Below are 18,356 nucleotides of genomic sequence, written 5' to 3' on the forward strand. Positions count from 1 at the left end.
CCCCAATGTGGGAAATACCCACGCCGTGCATCGGCTGCCAATACACCCGAATAAAAGAGAAACCACGGATGAGCCAAGCTATCTGTCACTTGATTGCCCAGGAGCTGAATGTACGCCCTGAGCAGGTCAACGCCGCTGTCACTCTGATTGATGACGGTAACACCGTCCCCTTTATTGCCCGCTACCGAAAAGAAGTCACCGGCGGACTGGACGATACCCAACTGCGGACGCTGGACAGCCGCCTGTCCTATCTGCGTGAGCTGGACGAACGTCGTCAAACCATCCTCAAATCGATTGAGGAACAGGGAAAACTGACAGCGGAGCTGGAACAAGACATCCGTCAGGCCGACAGTAAAACGCGACTGGAAGACCTGTATCTGCCGTACAAACCGAAGCGCCGTACCAAGGGGCAAATCGCCATCGAAGCCGGCCTGGAGCCGCTGGCGGACACGCTGTGGCACACACCGCAGACTGACCCTGACAGTGAAGCGGCCAAGTATCTGGCGGATGACAAAGGCATCACAGACATCAAAGCCGCGCTGGATGGTGCACGTGCGATCATCATGGAGCGCATCGCTGAAGACGCCAACCTGTTGGAGAAGATCCGCGCCCATCTGACCCGACACGCCGAACTGGTGGCCCGGGTTGTCGCAGGCAAAGAGCGCGAAGGCGAAAAATTCAAAGACTATTTCGAACACAATGAACCGATCAGCAAAGTGCCGTCTCACCGCGCGCTGGCGATGTTACGTGGCCGCAACGAAGGCTTTCTGACCCTGGCACTGAATGCCGATCCGGCTCAGGAAGAAGGTGTGCGTCAGTCCTATTGTGAAACTTTGATTGCCGATCACTACGGCATCACGCTGAGCAATGCGGCGGCTGACGCATGGCGTAAGCAGGTCATCAGCTGGGCATGGCGCATCAAAGTGTCGATGCACATGGAAACCGAGTTGATGGGCGCCATGAAAGAGCGCGCGGAAATTGAGGCCATCGACGTGTTCGCCACCAACCTGAAAGATCTGCTGATGGCAGCACCCGCGGGTCCACGCGCGACGCTCGGCCTCGATCCGGGCCTGCGTACCGGCTCGAAAATCGCCGTGGTGGATGCCACCGGGAAAGTGCTGACCACCGAAACCATTTACCCACATCCTCCACAGAATCAGTACGACCGCGCCGCGCAGGTCGTGGACCAGTTGGTACGCAAATTTAATGTGGATCTGATTGCGATCGGCAACGGCACGGCGTCGCGCGAAACCGATGCCTTTGTGGCTGACGTGATCCAACGTGGCAACCTCAAAGTACAGAAAATCATGGTCAGTGAGGCTGGAGCATCGGTGTACTCGGCCTCCGAACTGGCGGCAAAAGAGTTCCCGGCCATGGACGTGTCACTGCGGGGCGCGGTGTCAATCGCCCGCCGCCTGCAGGATCCCCTGGCGGAACTGGTGAAAATCGATCCGAAATCCATCGGTGTCGGTCAGTACCAGCACGACGTCAGTCAGACATTGCTTGCCAAGCGCCTTGATGCGGTGGTGGAAGACTGTGTCAACGCCGTCGGAGTGGACGTCAATACAGCATCAGCAGCACTGCTGACCCGCGTCGCCGGCCTGTCGACCACGTTGGCTGACAACATCGTTGCCTACCGCGACGAAAACGGCCGCTTTGAGTCCCGCACCACGCTGAAAAAAGTCGCACGTCTGGGGCCAAAAGCGTTTGAACAGTGTGCCGGTTTCCTGCGCATCATGGACGGAAAGAACCCGCTTGATGCCTCGTCAGTGCACCCGGAAGCCTACCCGGTGGTCAAAGCCATCGCAGAGAAAAACCACAAGCAGGTACAGAGCCTGATCGGCGACTCCGACTTCCTGCGCGGCTTGCATGCGGTCGATTACACCGACGACCACTTCGGTGTGCCGACCGTGACCGACATTATCCGTGAGCTGGACAAACCGGGGCGTGACCCGCGTCCGGAGTTTAAGACAGCAACATTTGCCGACGGCGTCAATACCGTCGCCGATCTGGAGCCTGGCATGATTCTCGAAGGCGTGGTCTCCAACGTGGCCAATTTCGGCGCGTTTGTCGACATTGGCGTTCATCAGGACGGACTGGTGCACGTCTCCGCGCTGTCGGATCGATTCGTATCCGACCCACGAGACGTGGTCAAGGCCGGGGATATTGTCAAAGTCAAAGTGATGGAGGTGGACGTGCAGCGCAAACGCATCGGTTTGTCCATGCGCCTCAGTGATGAACCAGGACAGGATAACCGCAATCAGCGCTCCAGTGCTGCGCGCCCGCGCAGCCAGGAAAACAACCGCGAACAACGCCGCCGGGATGAGCCGCAAAACAACGCCATGGGCGGTGCATTTGCCGCCGCTTTCGCTAAAGCGAAAAAATAATCCCGGCCGAAAAAAATACCCACGCATGCGTGGGTATTTTCTTGTTCGCGATAAACATCGAAACACTGATGTCTACAGCACCGCTATAATCTCAGATGGCGTGTTAGGGGCCACAGCATGGCCATAGTGGTATTTAATAACCACACGCCTGCGTGCCATCTGTCCTTCGGTTATCGCCGCATCGATGATGGTTTTGGGCAGGCGAAAACGCATCGCATACCCTTTGCCCTGATACTGACTGTAAGTTTCCAGCGCCAACAGGCTAAACAGCCGTTCTAGCGCGCTGCGCGGCGGGTCACGTTCGTCCGCGTCCACCTCTTGCTCCGGTTCCAGTTCGTAGCCAGGATGCTCCGACGGATCCCAGGAAGTGCTTCTGCGACGTTTCTCGTCCGCGTTGATCTTACGTTCCGCATTTGACTTCGCCGGCGCCATGGTCGGCACCACAGGTTCGCGAACTTTATTGTCACGAGCTGCCTGCTCTGTCTGGACATTCACCGATGGGGCGATAAGTGGCACACTCACGTTCGTCGGTGACACGATCATAGCCGAAACCTCCTCAGTATCGCCCACCCGAAATGCATGCTAAGGCATATCTCCCGGGTTAGACTTGGTATCGGCCGGATTGCTCAAATATTTAACAATTATTTGTGACTGAATTGGACAATTTGCTGACAGAAGCTGTCCAGTTCGGTCATAAACGGCGCATGCGACGACTGAGTAAAGACAAAACAGTCGCTGTCGGGCACCAGATTGTCCAGATCACTGGCGACCTTAACCGGGACCAACCCATCCAGACGGCCATACAACCTCAGCATCGGGGCACTGATGTGCGGCAGATGCTGGCGTAAATCGACGTCCGCCAGCATCGTCAGGCCGGCCAGCAAGGAGTCCGGATTCGGGGCCGGGCGGGACAACACCGCCTCTTTCAACTGGCGAACGTCCTGCCGGGCCGACGGACTGCCCATCGCCTGCAACGCCATGAAACGTTCGATGGTGGTTTGAAAATCCTCCATCAACTGATCGGTAAACGCAGTCAGTACCGAGGGCTGAATACCGCGCCATGGTCGCTCTGCGGCAAATTTTGGCGAACTGGCGACCGTCACCAGCTTGCGCACCCGCTGAGGATGATGCAGCGCCATGTGCGTCGCCACCAGCCCGCCCAGCGACCAGCCGACCCAAATGGCGCGTTCTGGTGCCCGCTCAAGCAGCAAGGTGGTCATCTCATCTAACGTGGCCGCATGCAAATGGGCACTGTGACCGTAACCCGGCAAATCAACCACATGCACCCGAAAGTGATGACTGAGCACCTCCACGGTCTGATGCCACACGGCCCCGTTCATTCCCCAGCCGTGCACCAGCACCAAATCGTCGCCCTGTCCCTGACTCTGCCAAAACAATTCTGCAGCCATGCTCGCACCCTCTCCGACTAAAACCATGCATTGTGTTCGGTGGTCAGTGCATCATGGTCTGCACTGACCGCTTTCTGGCAAACGCTTATGTTATCCCACTGGTGGCAAAACGCCATGCTCTGTTTGGGCGGCGCGCAATGCGACTTGTGCCGTCTGTCCGCCGATAATCGGCTGTGGTGTCGTCACTGTCAGCGGTATTTTGCTCCCCGTCCGCGCTGCCAGCGCTGCGGCCTGCCGACCCCGATACCCGTCGAGCAATGCGGTCAGTGTCTTGCCAGCCCGCCTTTGTGGAACCGACTCTACTGCATCGGCGATTATCAGCCCCCCTTGTCGGAATACGTGCACCGCTTTAAATACCGCCGTCAGTTCTGGCTAAGCCCGCCACTGGCGCAGTTGCTCACGCCTCAGATCGAGACCCCGGCACCGCTCCTGACCTCGGTGCCACTGCACTGGCGCCGCCACGCATGGCGCGGATTTAATCAGAGTGAATTGCTCGCCGTTCAACTGATCCGGCAATGGCCACACAGTCGTTATCAGCCGCTGTTTCAGCGCTGTCGGGCCACCGTACAGCAACAGGGACTGAGCAAAGCCGAACGCAGCCGCAACCTCCGCCGGGCGTTTGTTTTGTCGCGTGCGCCGAGCGTACGTCACATAGCTCTGGTGGACGATGTGGTAACCACCGGCAGTACCGTGCAGCAATTGTGCAAATTACTGCTTGATGCCGGCGCAGAAACTGTTGATATTTACTGCCTGTGCCGCACTCCTGAGCCCGGTGACTAGTTCAGACAACGCTAATTTATGCGCAAAGGGCTAGATCTCAGAATTCACAGGAGTAGAATGGTGGTTAAATAGCCTACAAATTTACTCAGGTATTCGTCGTGTCAAATACTATTACTATTACAGAATCTGCCCAGTCCCATTTTGCCAACCTGCTGAGCCAGCAACCGGACGGCACTAACATTCGCGTGTTTGTGGTCAACCCGGGCACTCAGAATGCAGAATGTGGTGTGTCTTACTGCCCGCCAGAAGCGGTGGAAGCGACCGATACAGAGCTGGCGTTCAGCGGCTTCTCGGCTTACGTCGACGAGCTCAGCCTGCCATTTCTGGAAGATGCCGAAATCGATTTTGTCACCGACAAAATGGGTTCTCAGCTGACCCTTAAGGCGCCGAACGCCAAGATGCGTAAAGTGTCTGATGACGCGCCGCTGACAGAACGTGTTGAGTACGCCATCCAGACACAGGTGAACCCACAACTGGCCAGCCACGGCGGTCACGTGAATCTGATTGAAATCACCGAAGACGGTGTCGCGATCGTTTCGTTCGGCGGCGGTTGTAACGGCTGCTCTATGGTGGACGTCACACTCAAAGAAGGCATCGAGAAAGAGCTGCTGCAACAGTTCGAAGGCGAACTGACCGCAGTGCGCGATGCGACCGAACATGATCGCGGTGAGCATTCTTACTACTGATCGCACGCGATTGTGAGCAAAAGGTTGGCCGTCATACGCCAACCTTTTCTTTATCTGAGAGAAACTCGTCTTTGGTCACAATCTGCTCTTTTCAAGCACACGGCTTTTCTCATATATTAAGAACACTTTTCCCTGCAAAGGAGCGAGCGTAATGACAGGAAAGAAAACGCCGGACATTCTGGCGAAACAAGCCGTCGCTCAGTCCCGCTTATTTACCATAGAATCCCTTGACCTGCGCTTTAGTAATGGAGTGGAACGCACCTATGAACGCATGAAGCCCAGCGGCCGAAATGCCGTCATGATGGTTCCACTGACCGAACAGGGCGATTTGCTGCTGGTGCGCGAATACGCCGCCGGCACTGAGCGGTACGAACTGGGGTTTCCCAAAGGTCTGATTGATCCGGGCGAAACCCCACAGCAAGCGGCTGACCGTGAGCTCAAAGAGGAGATCGGATTCGGTTGCCGCAGCCTGATGCCCCTCAAAGAGGTGGTCCTGGCGCCGTCGTACTTTTCCAGTCGCATGACGCTGTTTGTTGCACGCGATCTCTATCCTGAGCGTCTGGAAGGGGACGAGCCCGAACCGCTGGAAATTGTGCGCTGGCCTCTGGCGCAGGCCGAAGAGTTGCTTACCCACCTCGATTTTTGTGAAGCACGCAGCATCACTGCGCTACTACTTGCCCTGCGTCATCTAAAATAATAACAGCAGGGTTATAGGAACCGATATGCCGATAACGAAAGACTTGTCCCATCTGCTGCCCAGCGTGATCGAAATCGCCCGTTCTGCGGGTCAGCTGATCTTGGATATTTATCAGAAAAAACAGTATGAAGCGTACACCAAAAGCGATGAAACGCCGGTCACCAGTGCTGACATTGCGGCGCATAAGCTGATCACTGAACGTCTCAGCGAACTGACGCCGGACATTCCGGTGCTGTCTGAAGAAGCGGCCAACATCAGTCTGGCCCAGCGGGCAGACTGGGATCGCTACTGGCTGGTCGACCCGCTCGACGGCACTCAAGAATTCATCGCCCGCAGTGGCGACTTTGCCACCATCATTGCACTGGTCGAAAACCACCGTCCGGTGATGGGTGTGGTGTACGGCCCGGTCTCTGGTGTTACGTACTACGCCTATCACGGCAAAGGCGCCTGGAAGATCCCGGACATGAGCGAAAGCGTGCGCATCACGACCCACAAACACGAAAGCCTGAACCAGTCGATCGCCATTGCCATCAGCCGCCGCCAGGACATCAATCGCATCACCAGCCGCATGAGCAGCCGCTGGAACTACGATCTGGTGCCGCTCGGCTCGGCTGCCCTCAAAGCGTGTCTGGTCGCGGAAGGAGCCGTGGACTGCTATTTGCGCCTTGGCCCGACGGGCGAATGGGACACCGCTGCCACCCAGTGCATCGTCGAAGAAGCCGGAGGGCGCATTCTCAGCACGGTTCTCGAACCATTGTCTTACAACGAACGCGAAACACTGGAAAACCCCAACTTTATTGTGTTGGGCGATGAGCAGTTGCCGTGGGATGACATCCTCAAAGTGAAAGACTGAACGTAAAAAGGGCGACCTGAGTCGCCCTTTTTTATTGTCTTTTTGCTGCTCGCTGGGCAGGTTATAGTCGGCCACCCTGACTGAACTGATAGCGTCCCTGAGCATCCGGCTTCGGCAGGTTGCGTAACTGACTTTGCAGTGAACCCGGAAACTCTGCGCCGGGTTTAAACCACGCCTGACTGGTGTAACTTTGATTGGCTTGCAGCTCGGCAGAAAACTCGCTGCTGACCTGAGCGCTGCTCTGCTGACCGGCCACGCTAAGCGAACTGTTTTCACAGCGGATCGTTGCCACCACCGGCCCCAGATCGAGATCACCAAGCGGCGTCTGAGCCCCCGCCTGTCCCCAGGCCAGCTCACCCTCACCGCGGGCACAATACGGTGCTTGGTATCGCCAGTCATCAATCGTCAAGACCAGTTGACCAGACACGCCAATTGGCAACGGCACTTGTGCATAGCGCAATGCATTCTCAGCCGCCATCGAGGTCACCAGGTCACGTGCGTACGCACCACCAAAGCCATACCCCAGCACGCCTTTACCGTTGATCCCTAAATCACTGCCACGGCCAAAACGCACCGTCGCTTCCAAGCGAGCCATCAGCAGTTTCCAGCCGCTCAGCGACCAGCGGACTTCACCGAGCGATTGACGCTGCCAACTGACGGACTGTGCTTTGCCCTGCCACACCGTGCCAGATATGCCTTCGATTTGCAGTGGCGCGGGCAGCGTCACTTGTCTGAGTACAAATGCGGCCGGCACATGGGCCACAATACTGATCACGCTGACCAGAACAAACCCACCGGTCAGTAACCAGATTTTTTTCGTCATCCTATCCTCGCTTAAACTGCAAGCGTTTAATCTCTACCACACCAGCCTTGTCGGCGCGTTCAATATCGAGAAACTCAACTTCGACCCCAAAGTCGCTTTTGAGGTGAGACACCCAGTTCAGGAACTGGTCAAACGCCACAGGCTGAATCCACACCTGGAGCATCTCACTACGCGGCTGCACCCGGATCAGCTCAATGTTATAGCGTCCGGCTGTGGAAGAGACAATCTGGTTGAGCGGCTGAGTGGAACTGGTAACCCCGCCACTGGCACGCAGCGTGGTGATCTGGTTGGCTTTTTCCCTCGTCCAGCTCAGCAACTGTTTTTCAGTCGAAATGCGGGCTTCTGCTTCCGCCGCACGCTGATGCAACGGCGACAAGATCCCCCAGTACAGCACAGCCAGCACCAGCAAAGCTCCGCCGATCATGACCAGACGCTGCTCGCGCGGCGTAATGCTTTGCCACCAGGCTTGTGCGGTGGCCAATAATTGTTTCATCTGTCACCTCACTTACGTTTGAGTACGAACGAGCCATTGACCACTTCACCAGATCGGGTCAGTTGTCCCTGCTCAACGCTGAAGTGCTTGGCCAGTTCGACACGCGCTTTTTCAAAACTCTGGAAATCTTTGCTCTGAGCCTGCAGGAGCACTTCGCCGCGGTTGCCATCGTAGCGAATGCTCTGCAACTGCATGTCACTGCTGTTGCGGAAGGTGTCCGTCATCTTGGTCATCACCACCAGAATCGAGTCTTCTGCATTACCGCCCGACAAACGGTTGGCCTCTTGCTCCATCAGGCGTTTGAGGTAACCCACGGTCGGAATCTTGCTCCTGCCCGGTAACGCTGCTCGGAAGATACGTTCGCTTTCAGCGCGGTACTGCTGCGCCTGCGCTTCATACTGCTGGATCTGCAAGACCGCGTACACCGACGACGTCACCAGCAGTAATCCTGCTGCGACAGCCGCCGGACGCCACAGACGCCAGTGTTTGAGCAGTGATGACTTGGGTTTAAATTCCCCACTGAGCAGATTCACTTTGCTGCTGATCGCATGTTCCGTCAGCAGTTGCATGATCAGCGCGGGCTGTTCACAACGCCAATCCGCACCCTCACTCAGATTCAGCTCCGGTAACGCGCTGTAGGATCGCAGTGCTAACGGCGCTTCGCCGTCATCATCACTCACCCATTCCGACGCGGCCAGAATAGGCAACCACTCGGATTCAATACTCAACGCGCGGTAAGGACCTTTGCGTAACAGCCACAGCTCACCCAGCTGCGCGGCGCTGATGCCTTCAGGGTACTCTGGCAATGCCAGCACATCCGGCAACACTTTTTTCACGTCAATCTGATGCTCACGCAGCTCATCAAGCAGGGTACGCAGCCAGTTACGATCCAGGCCACACACGTATGCATGTGAGCCTTGACGGGCCAGCTGGGTAAAGTGCAGTTCATCCGCATCCTGAGCCAGATCGTCTTCGAGTAAATAAGGCAGCATGGTGTCCAGTTGGCGCGATGCACCGGCTGGGATCTCGACGTCTGTCAGCACAACATCGCGCGCCGACACCAACACGATCACTGTGCGCTGCGCGGCGTAGCCGGTCAGGTCAGATAACTGCGTCCAGTCGGCCAGCTCACCGCTGGCGATGACTTCATTTTGATTGGTTGACCACACCAACCAAGGGATTGGTGTGTCTTTTTGACTACTCAGTCGAACGGTCAGAAACTCGCTCACTGATCCCTCCAAAGCGACGGCGTATTACCGTTGCAGTTTCTCTGTTTTCACTATACAGCAGGCTACGTATTCTGACCCGGGACTCCTCGACCAACACTTCGGCGTCAAGCTCAAAGTAGGCACTGTCCACCGCCAGATACTGCCTGGCCTGCTTACGTACATTCTCATCCACGGATGCAATCGCGGGCTCAGCGAGGAAATCCTCAACACTGGCCCAGCCATCGTAAGGGCGTCTCTCCAGAATGGCTTTCGCATCTGAATCACTCAGATACGGGCTGAACATTGCCATCAGCAGCTTACTCTGTTCCGGTTCTAAGGTGTTGATGTTTAAGCGCCAGTCGTCGGCCGGCAACGCACACACATATGGAGCCAGTTTGGTCATGGCCTCGCCACTCATCTGGTTGACGGCGCGCAATTCGCTCTCATCCGCCAGTAAAGTATTGGCGGCCATGTACGGCGGCGCCAGTCCTTCATAGAAAGCGTCTTCCACACCACTTTGGCTGTTGATGCCATCATTCTTATCGACAAACTCCCACGTCGAGTCCGCCATAACTTCCGCCTGATAGTCATCCACCTCCAGTTCGGTGAGCAGATTTTTCAGTACCGACACCAGATACGGACGCCCTGTATCGGCTGGATTGAACTCCACCGATGCCAGAGCGTTGACATTAAAACACGCCTGCCGATCAAGGATGCGTCCTTTCAGCCGGCCATAATCGAGCGGGTAGGTTTGCTCTTCGAGTGCCCATGGCTGCGACAGGTTGATGGTGTCACTGTCTTGGTAACTCTGTTCAATCCCCGCTTTGGCCAGCGACTCAGCACCGATGGCATACCAGTAAGCCTGTTGATAATTCAGCTGATTGCCCGCGCGCTTAAACTGAGTAAACAGGCGTCCGGACATCGTCGCCGCGATCGACACCATGATCGCCAGCAGCATCAGAATCACAATCAAAGCGACGCCGCGTTGGCGCTGAGCAGGTCTAGCTCGTGCCATCGCTGCCCCCTTCCGGTTTCGTGCCACCACTGCGCTGGATTTTGCCACTCGCAATCAGGTACACCCGTTCAATTTTGCCGTAATCTTTCAGCTCAAGAACCACTTTGATCCCGGCAGGCAACGAATCGGTCTGCTCCCAGGATTCGCCCCATTTGTTGCCATCATAAAAGCTCAGGGTGAACGATTCGACGTCCGTCAGTATCGGGCGCGACAGTCCTTCCTGACCGGCCGGCGTATCAGGGTAACGCCACCACACCCGCTCAAGCGTCTGCTCTTTGATACGGTAGCCAACTTTGGTCACCTCACCACGCGGAAACTGTTGCTGAGGGTTAATCCAGCCCAGACGGGTAAACATCACCCCTTTGCTGTCCGAGTCCAGCAGGTAATCGCGCCAGTCAATCAGGCGCTCACCCGCTTCACTGCCGTCAGTGCGAAACAACCGGGTCGCCATTTGACGAAAATCGGCATCCATCACCACCAGGGCGCGCTGAATGTCGCTCAGACGGCCACTGCGCTGCAGGGAAATCTCGTTGCTGCGCTGTACCTGGCTGACCACCTGATAAGCCGCCACACTCAGACTGGCAAAGATGGCAATCGCAACCAGCACTTCAATCAGAGTAAAACCGCGCTGACGGCGGCCACGCAACGGATTAGTTTTCGACATAGCTGCGTACCGTCACCAAAGGCGCCCCCTGCTTTTCGGTCGCCACACTAATATCAAAGGCTTTCAGCAAGGTATCGGCGGTTTTCACCGGTGCTACCTTATAAAACCACTTACGACCAGCTAATTCTTCTTCGCCGCTGCGCTCACGCAGCGATTTTGGATCCAGCATCACCAGCGCCACCTGATTGTCGACCACCATCGCGGCGAAGGTTTTTTCTTCCAGATAGCTGATGGTATTGATGTGTTGCGTCACGGCGCGAATCACCGCTATCGCGGCGGTGGCGAAAATGGCCAGTGCGACCAACACTTCCAGCAAGGTCATGCCCCGGTTACTTCTCATCTTGCTCTCCCGGAGCCAACAGGCGGATTTCTCCGTTTTCCTGAATATCCACACTCCAGCCATCGCTGGCCGCGTCGCGATCACCCGGATAGAAGGTGACCCGCACTGGCGTCAGCTCTCCGCTGGACAGAATGAAAATCTGCGGCGGACGCGGCTTGTCTTTCTCTTCGACGTCCGCAAACATGTCCTCATCGAACAGCGATCCCGGTTTGAATAACCGGTCATCATCACGCCAGCTGTCGGCGCCGAGAGTCATTTGCAATGCCACGCCTTCCGGCAGCTGGGTATCGGCTTTGATGCCATCCATTTTGAGCGCTTGCCAGCCTTCGTCGTTGAGGCTCATTAACTGATAGCGCGAGCGCTTTTCATCAATTCTCAGACCAAAATCCTTTCCGGACAGCATCGCTTCTTCATTAAGAAGCTGTACCCGCTGGAAAAGACTCTGTGCGTCGTCCTTGGCCGCTTCATCACGGCTGGGTGGTAATGTGGCGATCACTGCCACGGCACTGACGGCCATCAGCACCAGCACCAGCAACACTTCCAATAAGGTAAAACCACGTGAACGAGACATAGAGATCAATCGGGCGGCACAGGCCGCCCGCTCAGTTATTTACTGATAGTCCTGCAGATTCCAGTTACCGATGTCGGCATTAATACCTTCACCGCCTTCCTGACCATCTGCCCCCAGCGTAAACACATCAATGGTGCCTTTTTCACCCGGGCTGAGGTACTGGTAGTCGTTCCCCCAAGGGTCGGTCGGCAGACGCTTGATGTAGCCGCCATCGCGGTAGTTGCGCGGCTCTGGGTTACTCGGCTTGCTCACCAATGCTTGCAGGCCCTGATCGGTGCTTGGGTACACACTGTTGTCCAGTTTGTACATATCCAGCGCATTTTCCAGCGCCACGATATCGGTGATCGCTTTTTGCTGATCCGCTTTCTCTTTGTTGCCCAGCAAGTTCGGAACAACAAAGCTCGCCAGCAAGCCCAAAATCACAACCACAACCATGACTTCTAACAGGGTAAAACCAGACTGTCTTTTCAGTTTTCTTTTCATAATTACTCCACAACAAAAACGACACCCCGGCCCGGTGTGAGTCATCAGCGGGCCAGGCTGCATCCTATTTACTTAACAGGTTGTTCATTTCCAGAATCGGCATCAGCGTTGCCAGAACGATAAACAGCACCATGCCTGCCATCGCGGCAATCAGCGCAGGAGTAAACAGACCCAGCGCAATGTTCACCGTCGATTCAAAGTTGGCATCCTGGTTGTCCGCCGCGCGGGTCAGCATGCCTTCCAGTTCACCACTTTGCTCACCGCTGGCAATCATATGCAGCATCATCGGCGGGAACAGTTTGGTCTGCTCCAGTGCACGGCGCAAACTGGCCCCTTCGCGGACATTGTCGGTGGCCAACAAGACCTGTTGTTTGACGTACTGATTCGACATGACGTCCACCGCAACCCGCATCCCTTCCAGGATCGGAATCGCACTGGAGGTACAGATAGACAGCGTGCGGGCGAAACGTGAGGTGTTCAGCCCGCGGGCAATTTTGCCGATCAGCGGCATATGAATCACTTTCCGGTCCCAACTGAGGCGGATATCCGGCTTACTCAGCAGCCAACGGCACAGATAAGTCAGAACAATGATCGCCACCAGGATTTCAATTCCCCAGCTCTGTATAAACGCACTGGCATCGAGCAGAAACTGCGTCGACTTGGGCAGATCCTGTCCCATCTGGACAAACTGGCCGACAATTTTCGGCACCACGGCCGCCAGCAGGAAGGCCACGATACCAATGGCAAACACCACCAGGACCACAGGGTAGATCATCGCCTGCTGCAGTTTAGAACGCATTTTTTGCCGGTTCTCAGCGTAATCGGCTAAACGCTCGAGGACCGCATCCAGATGGCCGGATTTTTCACCCGCCGCCACCATTGAGCGGAACAGTTCGTCAAAAATATGCGGGTACTCCGCCAGACTGTCCGCCAACGTATAGCCTTCCGTAACTTTAGAGCGAACCGACAGCAGCATGTTGCGAATGCGTGGTTTCTCTGACTGTTCAGAGACGGCTTTGAGGCACTGCTCCAGCGGCATGCCGGATTGGACCAAGGTTGAAAGTTGACGGGTGATCAGCGCCAGATCCGGCGTACTGATGCCGCGTTTGAACGTCATCGCTCCGCCGCCTTTGCTGGCGTTGCTTTTGCTGCGCGTTTCGTTCACTTCCACCGGGATCAGCCCCTGTTCTTTCAGTCGAACACGAACCTGACGAGCGTTGTCGCCTTCAATCACCCCTTTCTTGCTTTTGCCTTTTGCGTCCAGCGCTTTATATTCAAACGCCGCCATCAGCCTTCCCTCGTCACCCGCATCACTTCTTCAACCGAGGTGATGCCCGCACGCGCTTTACTCAGCCCGTCATCGCGGATGCTTGGCGTATGCTGACGGATGGCTTTTTCGACGGTTTGCTCACCGGCTTCGCTGTGGATCAGCTCTTGTACGTGCTCATTGATCACCAACAGCTCGTGAATGCCCGTCCGGCCGCGATAGCCTTTGAAGTTACACGCTTCACAGCCACACGGTTTGTACAGCGTCAACGGCTGAGACTCAGACAGTTCAAACAGCGCTTTGGTCTGGGCGTCGGCTTCATACGCCTCTTTGCAGTCCGGACATAACGTCCGCACCAGACGCTGTGCCAGTACGCCGAGCAGCGACGAAGAGACCAGAAACGGCTCAATGCCCATGTCGCGCAGACGTGTGATGGCACCGATCGCGGTATTGGTGTGCAGGGTCGACATCACTAAGTGACCGGTCAGTGACGCCTGCACAGCAATTTGCGCCGTTTCCAGGTCACGAATCTCACCGACCATCACCACATCCGGATCCTGACGCAAAATCGCACGCAGTCCGCGGGCAAAGGTCATGTCGACTTTAGGGTTAACCTGAGTCTGCCCGATGCCGTCAATATCAAATTCAATCGGGTCTTCTACGGTAAGGATATTGCGTTCGTTACTGTTCAGCTCCTGCAAGCCGGCATACAGAGTGGTCGACTTACCCGAACCGGTCGGACCGGTGACCAGAATGATGCCGTGCGGACGCTGGATCAGATGACGGAAGGTATCGTGGTTACTGGCGGTCATACCCAGACTGTGCAGATCGAGGCGCGTGGCATTTTTGTCCAGCAGACGCATCACCACCCGCTCACCGTGCGAGGACGGCATGGTCGACACCCGCACATCCACCGCCCGGCCACCGATACGCAGTGAAATCCGGCCATCTTGCGGGACACGCTTCTCGGCGATGTCGAGCTTCGCCATGACTTTCACCCGCGACACCAGCAGCGGGGCCAGTTTGCGGCTCGGCGCCAACACGTCACGCAGTACACCATCGACTCGGAAACGGATCGACAGGCTTTTCTCAAACGTTTCAATGTGAATGTCCGACGCGCCCTCTTTGATCGCTTCGCCGAGCATGGCGTTGATCAGCTTGATGATCGGTGCATCGTCTTCCGACTCCAGCAAATCTTCGTCCTGCGGCAGCTCTTCAGCCAGAGAGAAGAAATCTTCACTGTCTGCACCAATGTCTTCCATCAACTGGCGGGCTTCCGATGAATCGCGCTGATACACCTGAGTCAACGTGGATTCAAACGCCTCGCGCTCCAGCTCTTCAAGCTGAAAATCGCACTGTGCCACCCGTTTCACTTCCACCAGTGCCTTCATCGACAGCGGCGCGACATAATACAGCGTGGTTTGCTCGTTCACTTGTGCCAACACCATTTTGAAGCGGTTGGCGAAACTGAACGGCAGGCGCTTATACACTGCCGTGGTGACCAGAACTTCACTCATTGTCCGTCTTCCATCTGATCCAGGAATGCTTGAATTTCAGGTGGGTGCTGAGCGTCTTCACCAAACTTAGGCATCACCGGGATCTGCTTGTCTGGCATCAGTTTCAGGCCTTTGGTGGACTGATACAATTGCTCTGCCCGAATGAAGTTGTATTTGCGCTGGCTGATGCCGTCGGCGGTCATGCCATTGCGGATGATGGTCGGCTTAATAAACACCATCAAATTGCGTTTTTGTACGTCGGTACTGGTTGATTTGAACAGATACCCCAGCAGAGGAATGTCCCCCAGCAGCGGGACTTTAGACTCGCTCTCCACCGTACGTTCGTCCATCAGGCCACCCAGCACGATCATCTGACCATCGTTCACCATGACTGAGGTATTGATCTGACGTTTGGCAAATCGCACGTCGACCGCCCCATTGGCGCCCAGTACGTTAGACACTTCCTGTTCAATGTTCAGTTGTACCGAGTTGCCTTCGTTAATCTGTGGGACCACTTTCAGTTTGATACCGACTTCTTTACGGTCCACGGTCTGGAACGGGTTGTCGTTGTTTGACCCCGCGGTGGAACCGGTAATGACCGGTACTTCTTCGCCCACGATGAACGAGGCTTCACCGTTGTCCTGCACCATGATGCTTGGTGAAGAGAGAATATTGGAATTGGTGTCGGTCGAGACTGCGGTGATCAGTGCCGTCCAGTCACCCATCATGATGCTTACCGCCGCCCCATTGACCCCAGCCAGCGCACTGGCCAGCGTTGAGTAGTCGCCTTTGGTGGTGGTCGTTTCGTAGTATTTGATGGCACCGGTGTCGCTGTCGCGAATCGGTTTTTTCTCGACCGTGTCTTTGGCTTCTTCCAGACCTACCATTACCTGACCGATCTGTGCACCCGAGTTACCATACTGAATGGCGGCGCCACTTTCCAGTGAGCCCCATTGCACCCCGAGATTGACACCGTCGCCTTCCGACATCTCAACGATCAGCGCTTCAATCAGCACCTGAGCTCGGCGGATATCCAGCTGAGCAATGACATTTTGCAGCGCTTGCATGATATCCGGCGGCGCGGTCAGCACCAGTGCATTGGTGCCCGGATGCGCCGCAATCATAACGTCGTTTTTCGACGCCGCTGGCGCTTTCTGGTTACCCTGTTTTTCTGCCTGCAGGTTGTCTGAGACCCCTTTCAACACATCCACCAATTCTTCCGCTTTGGCGTATTTGAGGTACACGACCTTGTTGTTGCCTTTGGTTGCCATCTCGACGTCCAACTGGCGAATCAGTTTTTTCAGTCGTGAACGGACTTTCGGGTCACCGGAGATCAGTACGGCGTTGGTGCGATCGTCGGCCACCAGTTTAGGTTGCAGAAATTCGGGAGTGTTCTTAGCATCAGTGGTTTTGTTCAGAGCTTCCACGACTCGCACCATTTCCGGCGCCGACGCGTTACTCAGTTCCACCACTTCGATGTCTTTGTCACCTGCCTGGTCGACACGCTTGATGATTTCGGCCAGACGGTTCACCACCGCCGCGCGACCTGTGATCAGAATGATGTTGGCTGGATCGTAGTGCACTACGTTACCCGCACCGGCATTGTCGTTCAGCTGGCGTAGCAGTGGCGACAGTTCACGCACGGAAACGTTACGCACGGCCACCACTCGGGTCACCACGGTATCACCGTGTTCGCTGCCGTTGCTGACCACTGGAATGGCCGACGTTTTGGCGTCTTTGGATTTGATGACTTTCAGGATGCCGTTGTCCATTTCAACCACGGCGTAGCCGTACACTTCGAGGACGTTGAGAAAGAAAGCGTAATACTGATCTTCGTTGAGCGTATCGTAACTGCGGACATCCACTTTCCCCCGCACCGACGGGTCGACGATGATGGTTTTGTTGAGGTTACGCCCGACAATGTTAATGAACTCCTGAACGTCGGTGCCTTTAAAACTGGCACTGTACTCATTTGCCATTGCCGGCGGCACCGCCGCCAGCAGGCTTCCGGCCAGCAGCCATGCGCTCTTTTTCAGCCAATGCTTCACTTTTTACTCCTCGACTCACGCCACTCCGGCATCAGTATTAAAACTCAATATAGATATCGTGTTGTTGACCATCGCGCTCGACAGTAAGGCTCAGTTCGGTCAACTCAGAGATGTTTTGAAATATTTTGCCCATTGAATCTTTATCGGTCAGGTCTTCACCATTGAGCCGGATCGCAATGTCACCATTTTGCAGGCCCACGGAATTGAACAGTTCCGGATCTTGGCCAGGGCTCACCCGATAGCCAATCACCTGATCGTCTTTTTTCACCTGAGACAAGCGAACGTAATCAAATATTTTTTGTGGATTCTCGGTGATTTCGTTGCGGATCGTCTCAATTTTGTCTTCGGCACTGGCCGGGTTGTTGCCCTGCACATTTGACACGATGGCCCGTCTCGGTTCACTCACTTCCAGCTTTTTATAATCGATCCCTTCCAGCATCAGGGTTTCATCCCGGCCGGCATTATCAATAATGACACGATCATTAAGCACTGCTTTCAGCTTAGCTCGTGTTCCTTCAATCCGTTCGCTGATTCCGTACGTCGCCTGCTGACCCCGGTTGGCGATCACCGCCAGACCGAGGTTACGTTCGCTGCTGGCCACCACGCCGACCAGGATCAGATTGAGCTGCGTTTTCGGCGCATCCTGCACAACCGGTTTGGGTTTGGTGTCCGTGTTGGCCTGATACTGGCCAAATAGATGACTTTGATGGACATTGGAAAGATCCAGTTCCTTGGAATGAGACGGGGTGTTGCCGGAAGCCGACGGTTTCCAGGTCACCACAGAGGAGGAATCGGCAGGCAACATCCAGACGATCTTACCCACCAGCCAGGCCGACCAGATCAGCATGATCACGGCCAGACCAGCACTGGCATAGCGCTGAAGCTCTTTGTTATTCTTCCCTATATTGTGCAGCCAGACATGCATCTTGCTCAATTCAATCTGCTTCACCAAACTCCCTCGCGCAGAGTCAACGACGTTATAATTTTAGCGTATCTTTATGTTTCTACGCATTTATATGAACCTAACACTATAACACAGCGTTAAAAATACAATCTAAGAATAATCCTGATTTCAAGTCAGGAAACTTGAAAAACTTAGATGTCGACACCATTGTTACCATTAATTGACTATGTAC

Annotated in this window: 19 protein-coding genes; 5 read left to right on the top strand and 14 right to left on the bottom strand. The window is 55.5% G+C overall.

All coding sequences use genetic code 11. The features are described from left to right. The first annotated feature begins 68 nt into the window (after positions 1-68). Positions 69-2,387: a Tex family protein gene (locus tag CAG65_RS14505; RefSeq protein WP_161454108.1), complete on the top strand. Its 2,319-nt coding sequence runs from the start codon at positions 69-71 to the stop codon at positions 2,385-2,387. A gap of 72 nt (positions 2,388-2,459) precedes the next feature. Here the strand turns inward: CAG65_RS14505 and CAG65_RS14510 are convergent, their stop codons facing one another. After that, complete coding sequence (locus CAG65_RS14510; protein ID WP_021704651.1) at positions 2,460-2,930, bottom strand: hypothetical protein; 471 nt, start codon at positions 2,928-2,930, stop codon at positions 2,460-2,462. Positions 2,931-3,028: 98 nt separating this feature from the next. Continuing rightward, complete coding sequence (bioH, locus tag CAG65_RS14515; RefSeq protein WP_021704652.1) at positions 3,029-3,796, bottom strand: pimeloyl-ACP methyl ester esterase BioH; 768 nt, start codon at positions 3,794-3,796, stop codon at positions 3,029-3,031. 87 nt (positions 3,797-3,883) lie between these two features. Between bioH and CAG65_RS14520 the strand changes: the two genes are divergently transcribed. From CAG65_RS14520 to cysQ, 4 genes are all read left to right on the top strand, one after another. Further along, positions 3,884-4,576, top strand: a complete 693-nt coding sequence (locus CAG65_RS14520; RefSeq protein WP_021704653.1) for a phosphoribosyltransferase family protein — start codon at positions 3,884-3,886, stop codon at positions 4,574-4,576. Positions 4,577-4,674: 98 nt separating this feature from the next. Continuing rightward, positions 4,675-5,262, top strand: coding sequence for a Fe-S biogenesis protein NfuA (gene nfuA, locus CAG65_RS14525; RefSeq protein ID WP_161454109.1), 588 nt, complete (start codon positions 4,675-4,677; stop codon positions 5,260-5,262). Between the two features lie 151 nt (positions 5,263-5,413). Then, a complete protein-coding gene (gene nudE / locus CAG65_RS14530; RefSeq protein ID WP_161454110.1) occupies positions 5,414-5,959 on the top strand; it encodes an ADP compounds hydrolase NudE in 546 nt (181 codons plus the stop codon). A gap of 25 nt (positions 5,960-5,984) precedes the next feature. After that, a complete protein-coding gene (gene cysQ / locus CAG65_RS14535) occupies positions 5,985-6,812 on the top strand; it encodes a 3'(2'),5'-bisphosphate nucleotidase CysQ (protein ID WP_021704656.1) in 828 nt (275 codons plus the stop codon). 61 nt (positions 6,813-6,873) lie between these two features. Here the strand turns inward: cysQ and CAG65_RS14540 are convergent, their stop codons facing one another. From CAG65_RS14540 to gspC, 12 genes are all read right to left on the bottom strand, one after another. Next, positions 6,874-7,635, bottom strand: a complete 762-nt coding sequence (locus CAG65_RS14540) for a type II secretion system protein N (protein ID WP_161454111.1) — start codon at positions 7,633-7,635, stop codon at positions 6,874-6,876. A gap of 1 nt (position 7,636) precedes the next feature. After that, positions 7,637-8,128, bottom strand: a complete 492-nt coding sequence (locus CAG65_RS14545; protein WP_021704658.1) for a type II secretion system protein M — start codon at positions 8,126-8,128, stop codon at positions 7,637-7,639. Between the two features lie 8 nt (positions 8,129-8,136). After that, complete coding sequence (gene gspL / locus CAG65_RS14550; RefSeq protein ID WP_161454112.1) at positions 8,137-9,357, bottom strand: type II secretion system protein GspL; 1,221 nt, start codon at positions 9,355-9,357, stop codon at positions 8,137-8,139. Continuing rightward, the gene (gene gspK, locus CAG65_RS14555; RefSeq protein ID WP_021704660.1) at positions 9,326-10,351 is read right to left on the bottom strand and encodes a type II secretion system minor pseudopilin GspK; all 1,026 of its coding nucleotides are present in this window, start codon (positions 10,349-10,351) and stop codon (positions 9,326-9,328) included. Before gspK ends, gspL begins: the two co-directional genes overlap by 32 nt. Next, the gene (gene gspJ / locus CAG65_RS14560; RefSeq protein ID WP_021704661.1) at positions 10,338-11,015 is read right to left on the bottom strand and encodes a type II secretion system minor pseudopilin GspJ; all 678 of its coding nucleotides are present in this window, start codon (positions 11,013-11,015) and stop codon (positions 10,338-10,340) included. The genes gspK and gspJ overlap by 14 nt, the downstream gene beginning before the upstream one ends. Continuing rightward, positions 11,002-11,355: a type II secretion system minor pseudopilin GspI gene (gene gspI, locus CAG65_RS14565; protein ID WP_021704662.1), complete on the bottom strand. Its 354-nt coding sequence runs from the start codon at positions 11,353-11,355 to the stop codon at positions 11,002-11,004. Before gspI ends, gspJ begins: the two co-directional genes overlap by 14 nt. Further along, positions 11,345-11,926, bottom strand: a complete 582-nt coding sequence (gene gspH, locus CAG65_RS14570) for a type II secretion system minor pseudopilin GspH (protein WP_021704663.1) — start codon at positions 11,924-11,926, stop codon at positions 11,345-11,347. Before gspH ends, gspI begins: the two co-directional genes overlap by 11 nt. Before the next feature lie 39 nt (positions 11,927-11,965). Then, positions 11,966-12,409 carry a type II secretion system major pseudopilin GspG gene (gspG, locus tag CAG65_RS14575; protein ID WP_040902347.1) on the bottom strand — a complete coding sequence of 148 codons (444 nt, stop codon included), beginning with the start codon at positions 12,407-12,409 and terminating at the stop codon, positions 11,966-11,968. A gap of 64 nt (positions 12,410-12,473) precedes the next feature. Further along, on the bottom strand, positions 12,474-13,697 hold the full coding sequence (gene gspF / locus CAG65_RS14580; protein WP_161454113.1) for a type II secretion system inner membrane protein GspF: 1,224 nt from the start codon (positions 13,695-13,697) through the stop codon (positions 12,474-12,476). Beyond that, entirely contained in the window at positions 13,697-15,193 is a 1,497-nt protein-coding gene (gspE, locus tag CAG65_RS14585; protein ID WP_021704666.1) for a type II secretion system ATPase GspE, read from the bottom strand. The genes gspF and gspE overlap by 1 nt, the downstream gene beginning before the upstream one ends. After that, a complete protein-coding gene (gspD, locus tag CAG65_RS14590; RefSeq protein WP_161454114.1) occupies positions 15,190-17,220 on the bottom strand; it encodes a type II secretion system secretin GspD in 2,031 nt (676 codons plus the stop codon). The genes gspE and gspD overlap by 4 nt, the downstream gene beginning before the upstream one ends. Positions 17,221-17,257: 37 nt before the next feature. After that, positions 17,258-18,145 carry a type II secretion system protein GspC gene (gene gspC, locus CAG65_RS14595; protein ID WP_161454115.1) on the bottom strand — a complete coding sequence of 296 codons (888 nt, stop codon included), beginning with the start codon at positions 18,143-18,145 and terminating at the stop codon, positions 17,258-17,260. Between the last annotated feature and the right edge of the window lie 211 nt (positions 18,146-18,356).

The organism is Vibrio sp. V39_P1S14PM300 (assembly GCF_009904765.1).
GTDB classification, from domain to species: Bacteria; Pseudomonadota; Gammaproteobacteria; order Enterobacterales; family Vibrionaceae; genus Vibrio; species Vibrio proteolyticus.

Bases quoted from the DNA above. Each gene is read 5' to 3' on its own strand.
- CAG65_RS14505 (WP_161454108.1), top strand. From the start codon at position 69: ATGAGCCAAGCTATCTGTCACTTGATTGCCCAGGAGCTGAATGTACGC.
- CAG65_RS14510 (WP_021704651.1), bottom strand. From the start codon at position 2,930: ATGATCGTGTCACCGACGAACGTGAGTGTGCCACTTATCGCCCCATCG.
- bioH (WP_021704652.1), bottom strand. From the start codon at position 3,796: ATGGCTGCAGAATTGTTTTGGCAGAGTCAGGGACAGGGCGACGATTTG.
- CAG65_RS14520 (WP_021704653.1), top strand. From the start codon at position 3,884: ATGTTATCCCACTGGTGGCAAAACGCCATGCTCTGTTTGGGCGGCGCG.
- nudE (WP_161454110.1), top strand. From the start codon at position 5,414: ATGACAGGAAAGAAAACGCCGGACATTCTGGCGAAACAAGCCGTCGCT.
- cysQ (WP_021704656.1), top strand. From the start codon at position 5,985: ATGCCGATAACGAAAGACTTGTCCCATCTGCTGCCCAGCGTGATCGAA.
- CAG65_RS14540 (WP_161454111.1), bottom strand. From the start codon at position 7,635: ATGACGAAAAAAATCTGGTTACTGACCGGTGGGTTTGTTCTGGTCAGC.
- CAG65_RS14545 (WP_021704658.1), bottom strand. From the start codon at position 8,128: ATGAAACAATTATTGGCCACCGCACAAGCCTGGTGGCAAAGCATTACG.
- gspK (WP_021704660.1), bottom strand. From the start codon at position 10,351: ATGGCACGAGCTAGACCTGCTCAGCGCCAACGCGGCGTCGCTTTGATT.
- gspJ (WP_021704661.1), bottom strand. From the start codon at position 11,015: ATGTCGAAAACTAATCCGTTGCGTGGCCGCCGTCAGCGCGGTTTTACT.
- gspI (WP_021704662.1), bottom strand. From the start codon at position 11,355: ATGAGAAGTAACCGGGGCATGACCTTGCTGGAAGTGTTGGTCGCACTG.
- gspH (WP_021704663.1), bottom strand. From the start codon at position 11,926: ATGTCTCGTTCACGTGGTTTTACCTTATTGGAAGTGTTGCTGGTGCTG.
- gspG (WP_040902347.1), bottom strand. From the start codon at position 12,409: ATGAAAAGAAAACTGAAAAGACAGTCTGGTTTTACCCTGTTAGAAGTC.
- gspF (WP_161454113.1), bottom strand. From the start codon at position 13,697: ATGGCGGCGTTTGAATATAAAGCGCTGGACGCAAAAGGCAAAAGCAAG.
- gspE (WP_021704666.1), bottom strand. From the start codon at position 15,193: ATGAGTGAAGTTCTGGTCACCACGGCAGTGTATAAGCGCCTGCCGTTC.
- gspC (WP_161454115.1), bottom strand. From the start codon at position 18,145: ATGCATGTCTGGCTGCACAATATAGGGAAGAATAACAAAGAGCTTCAG.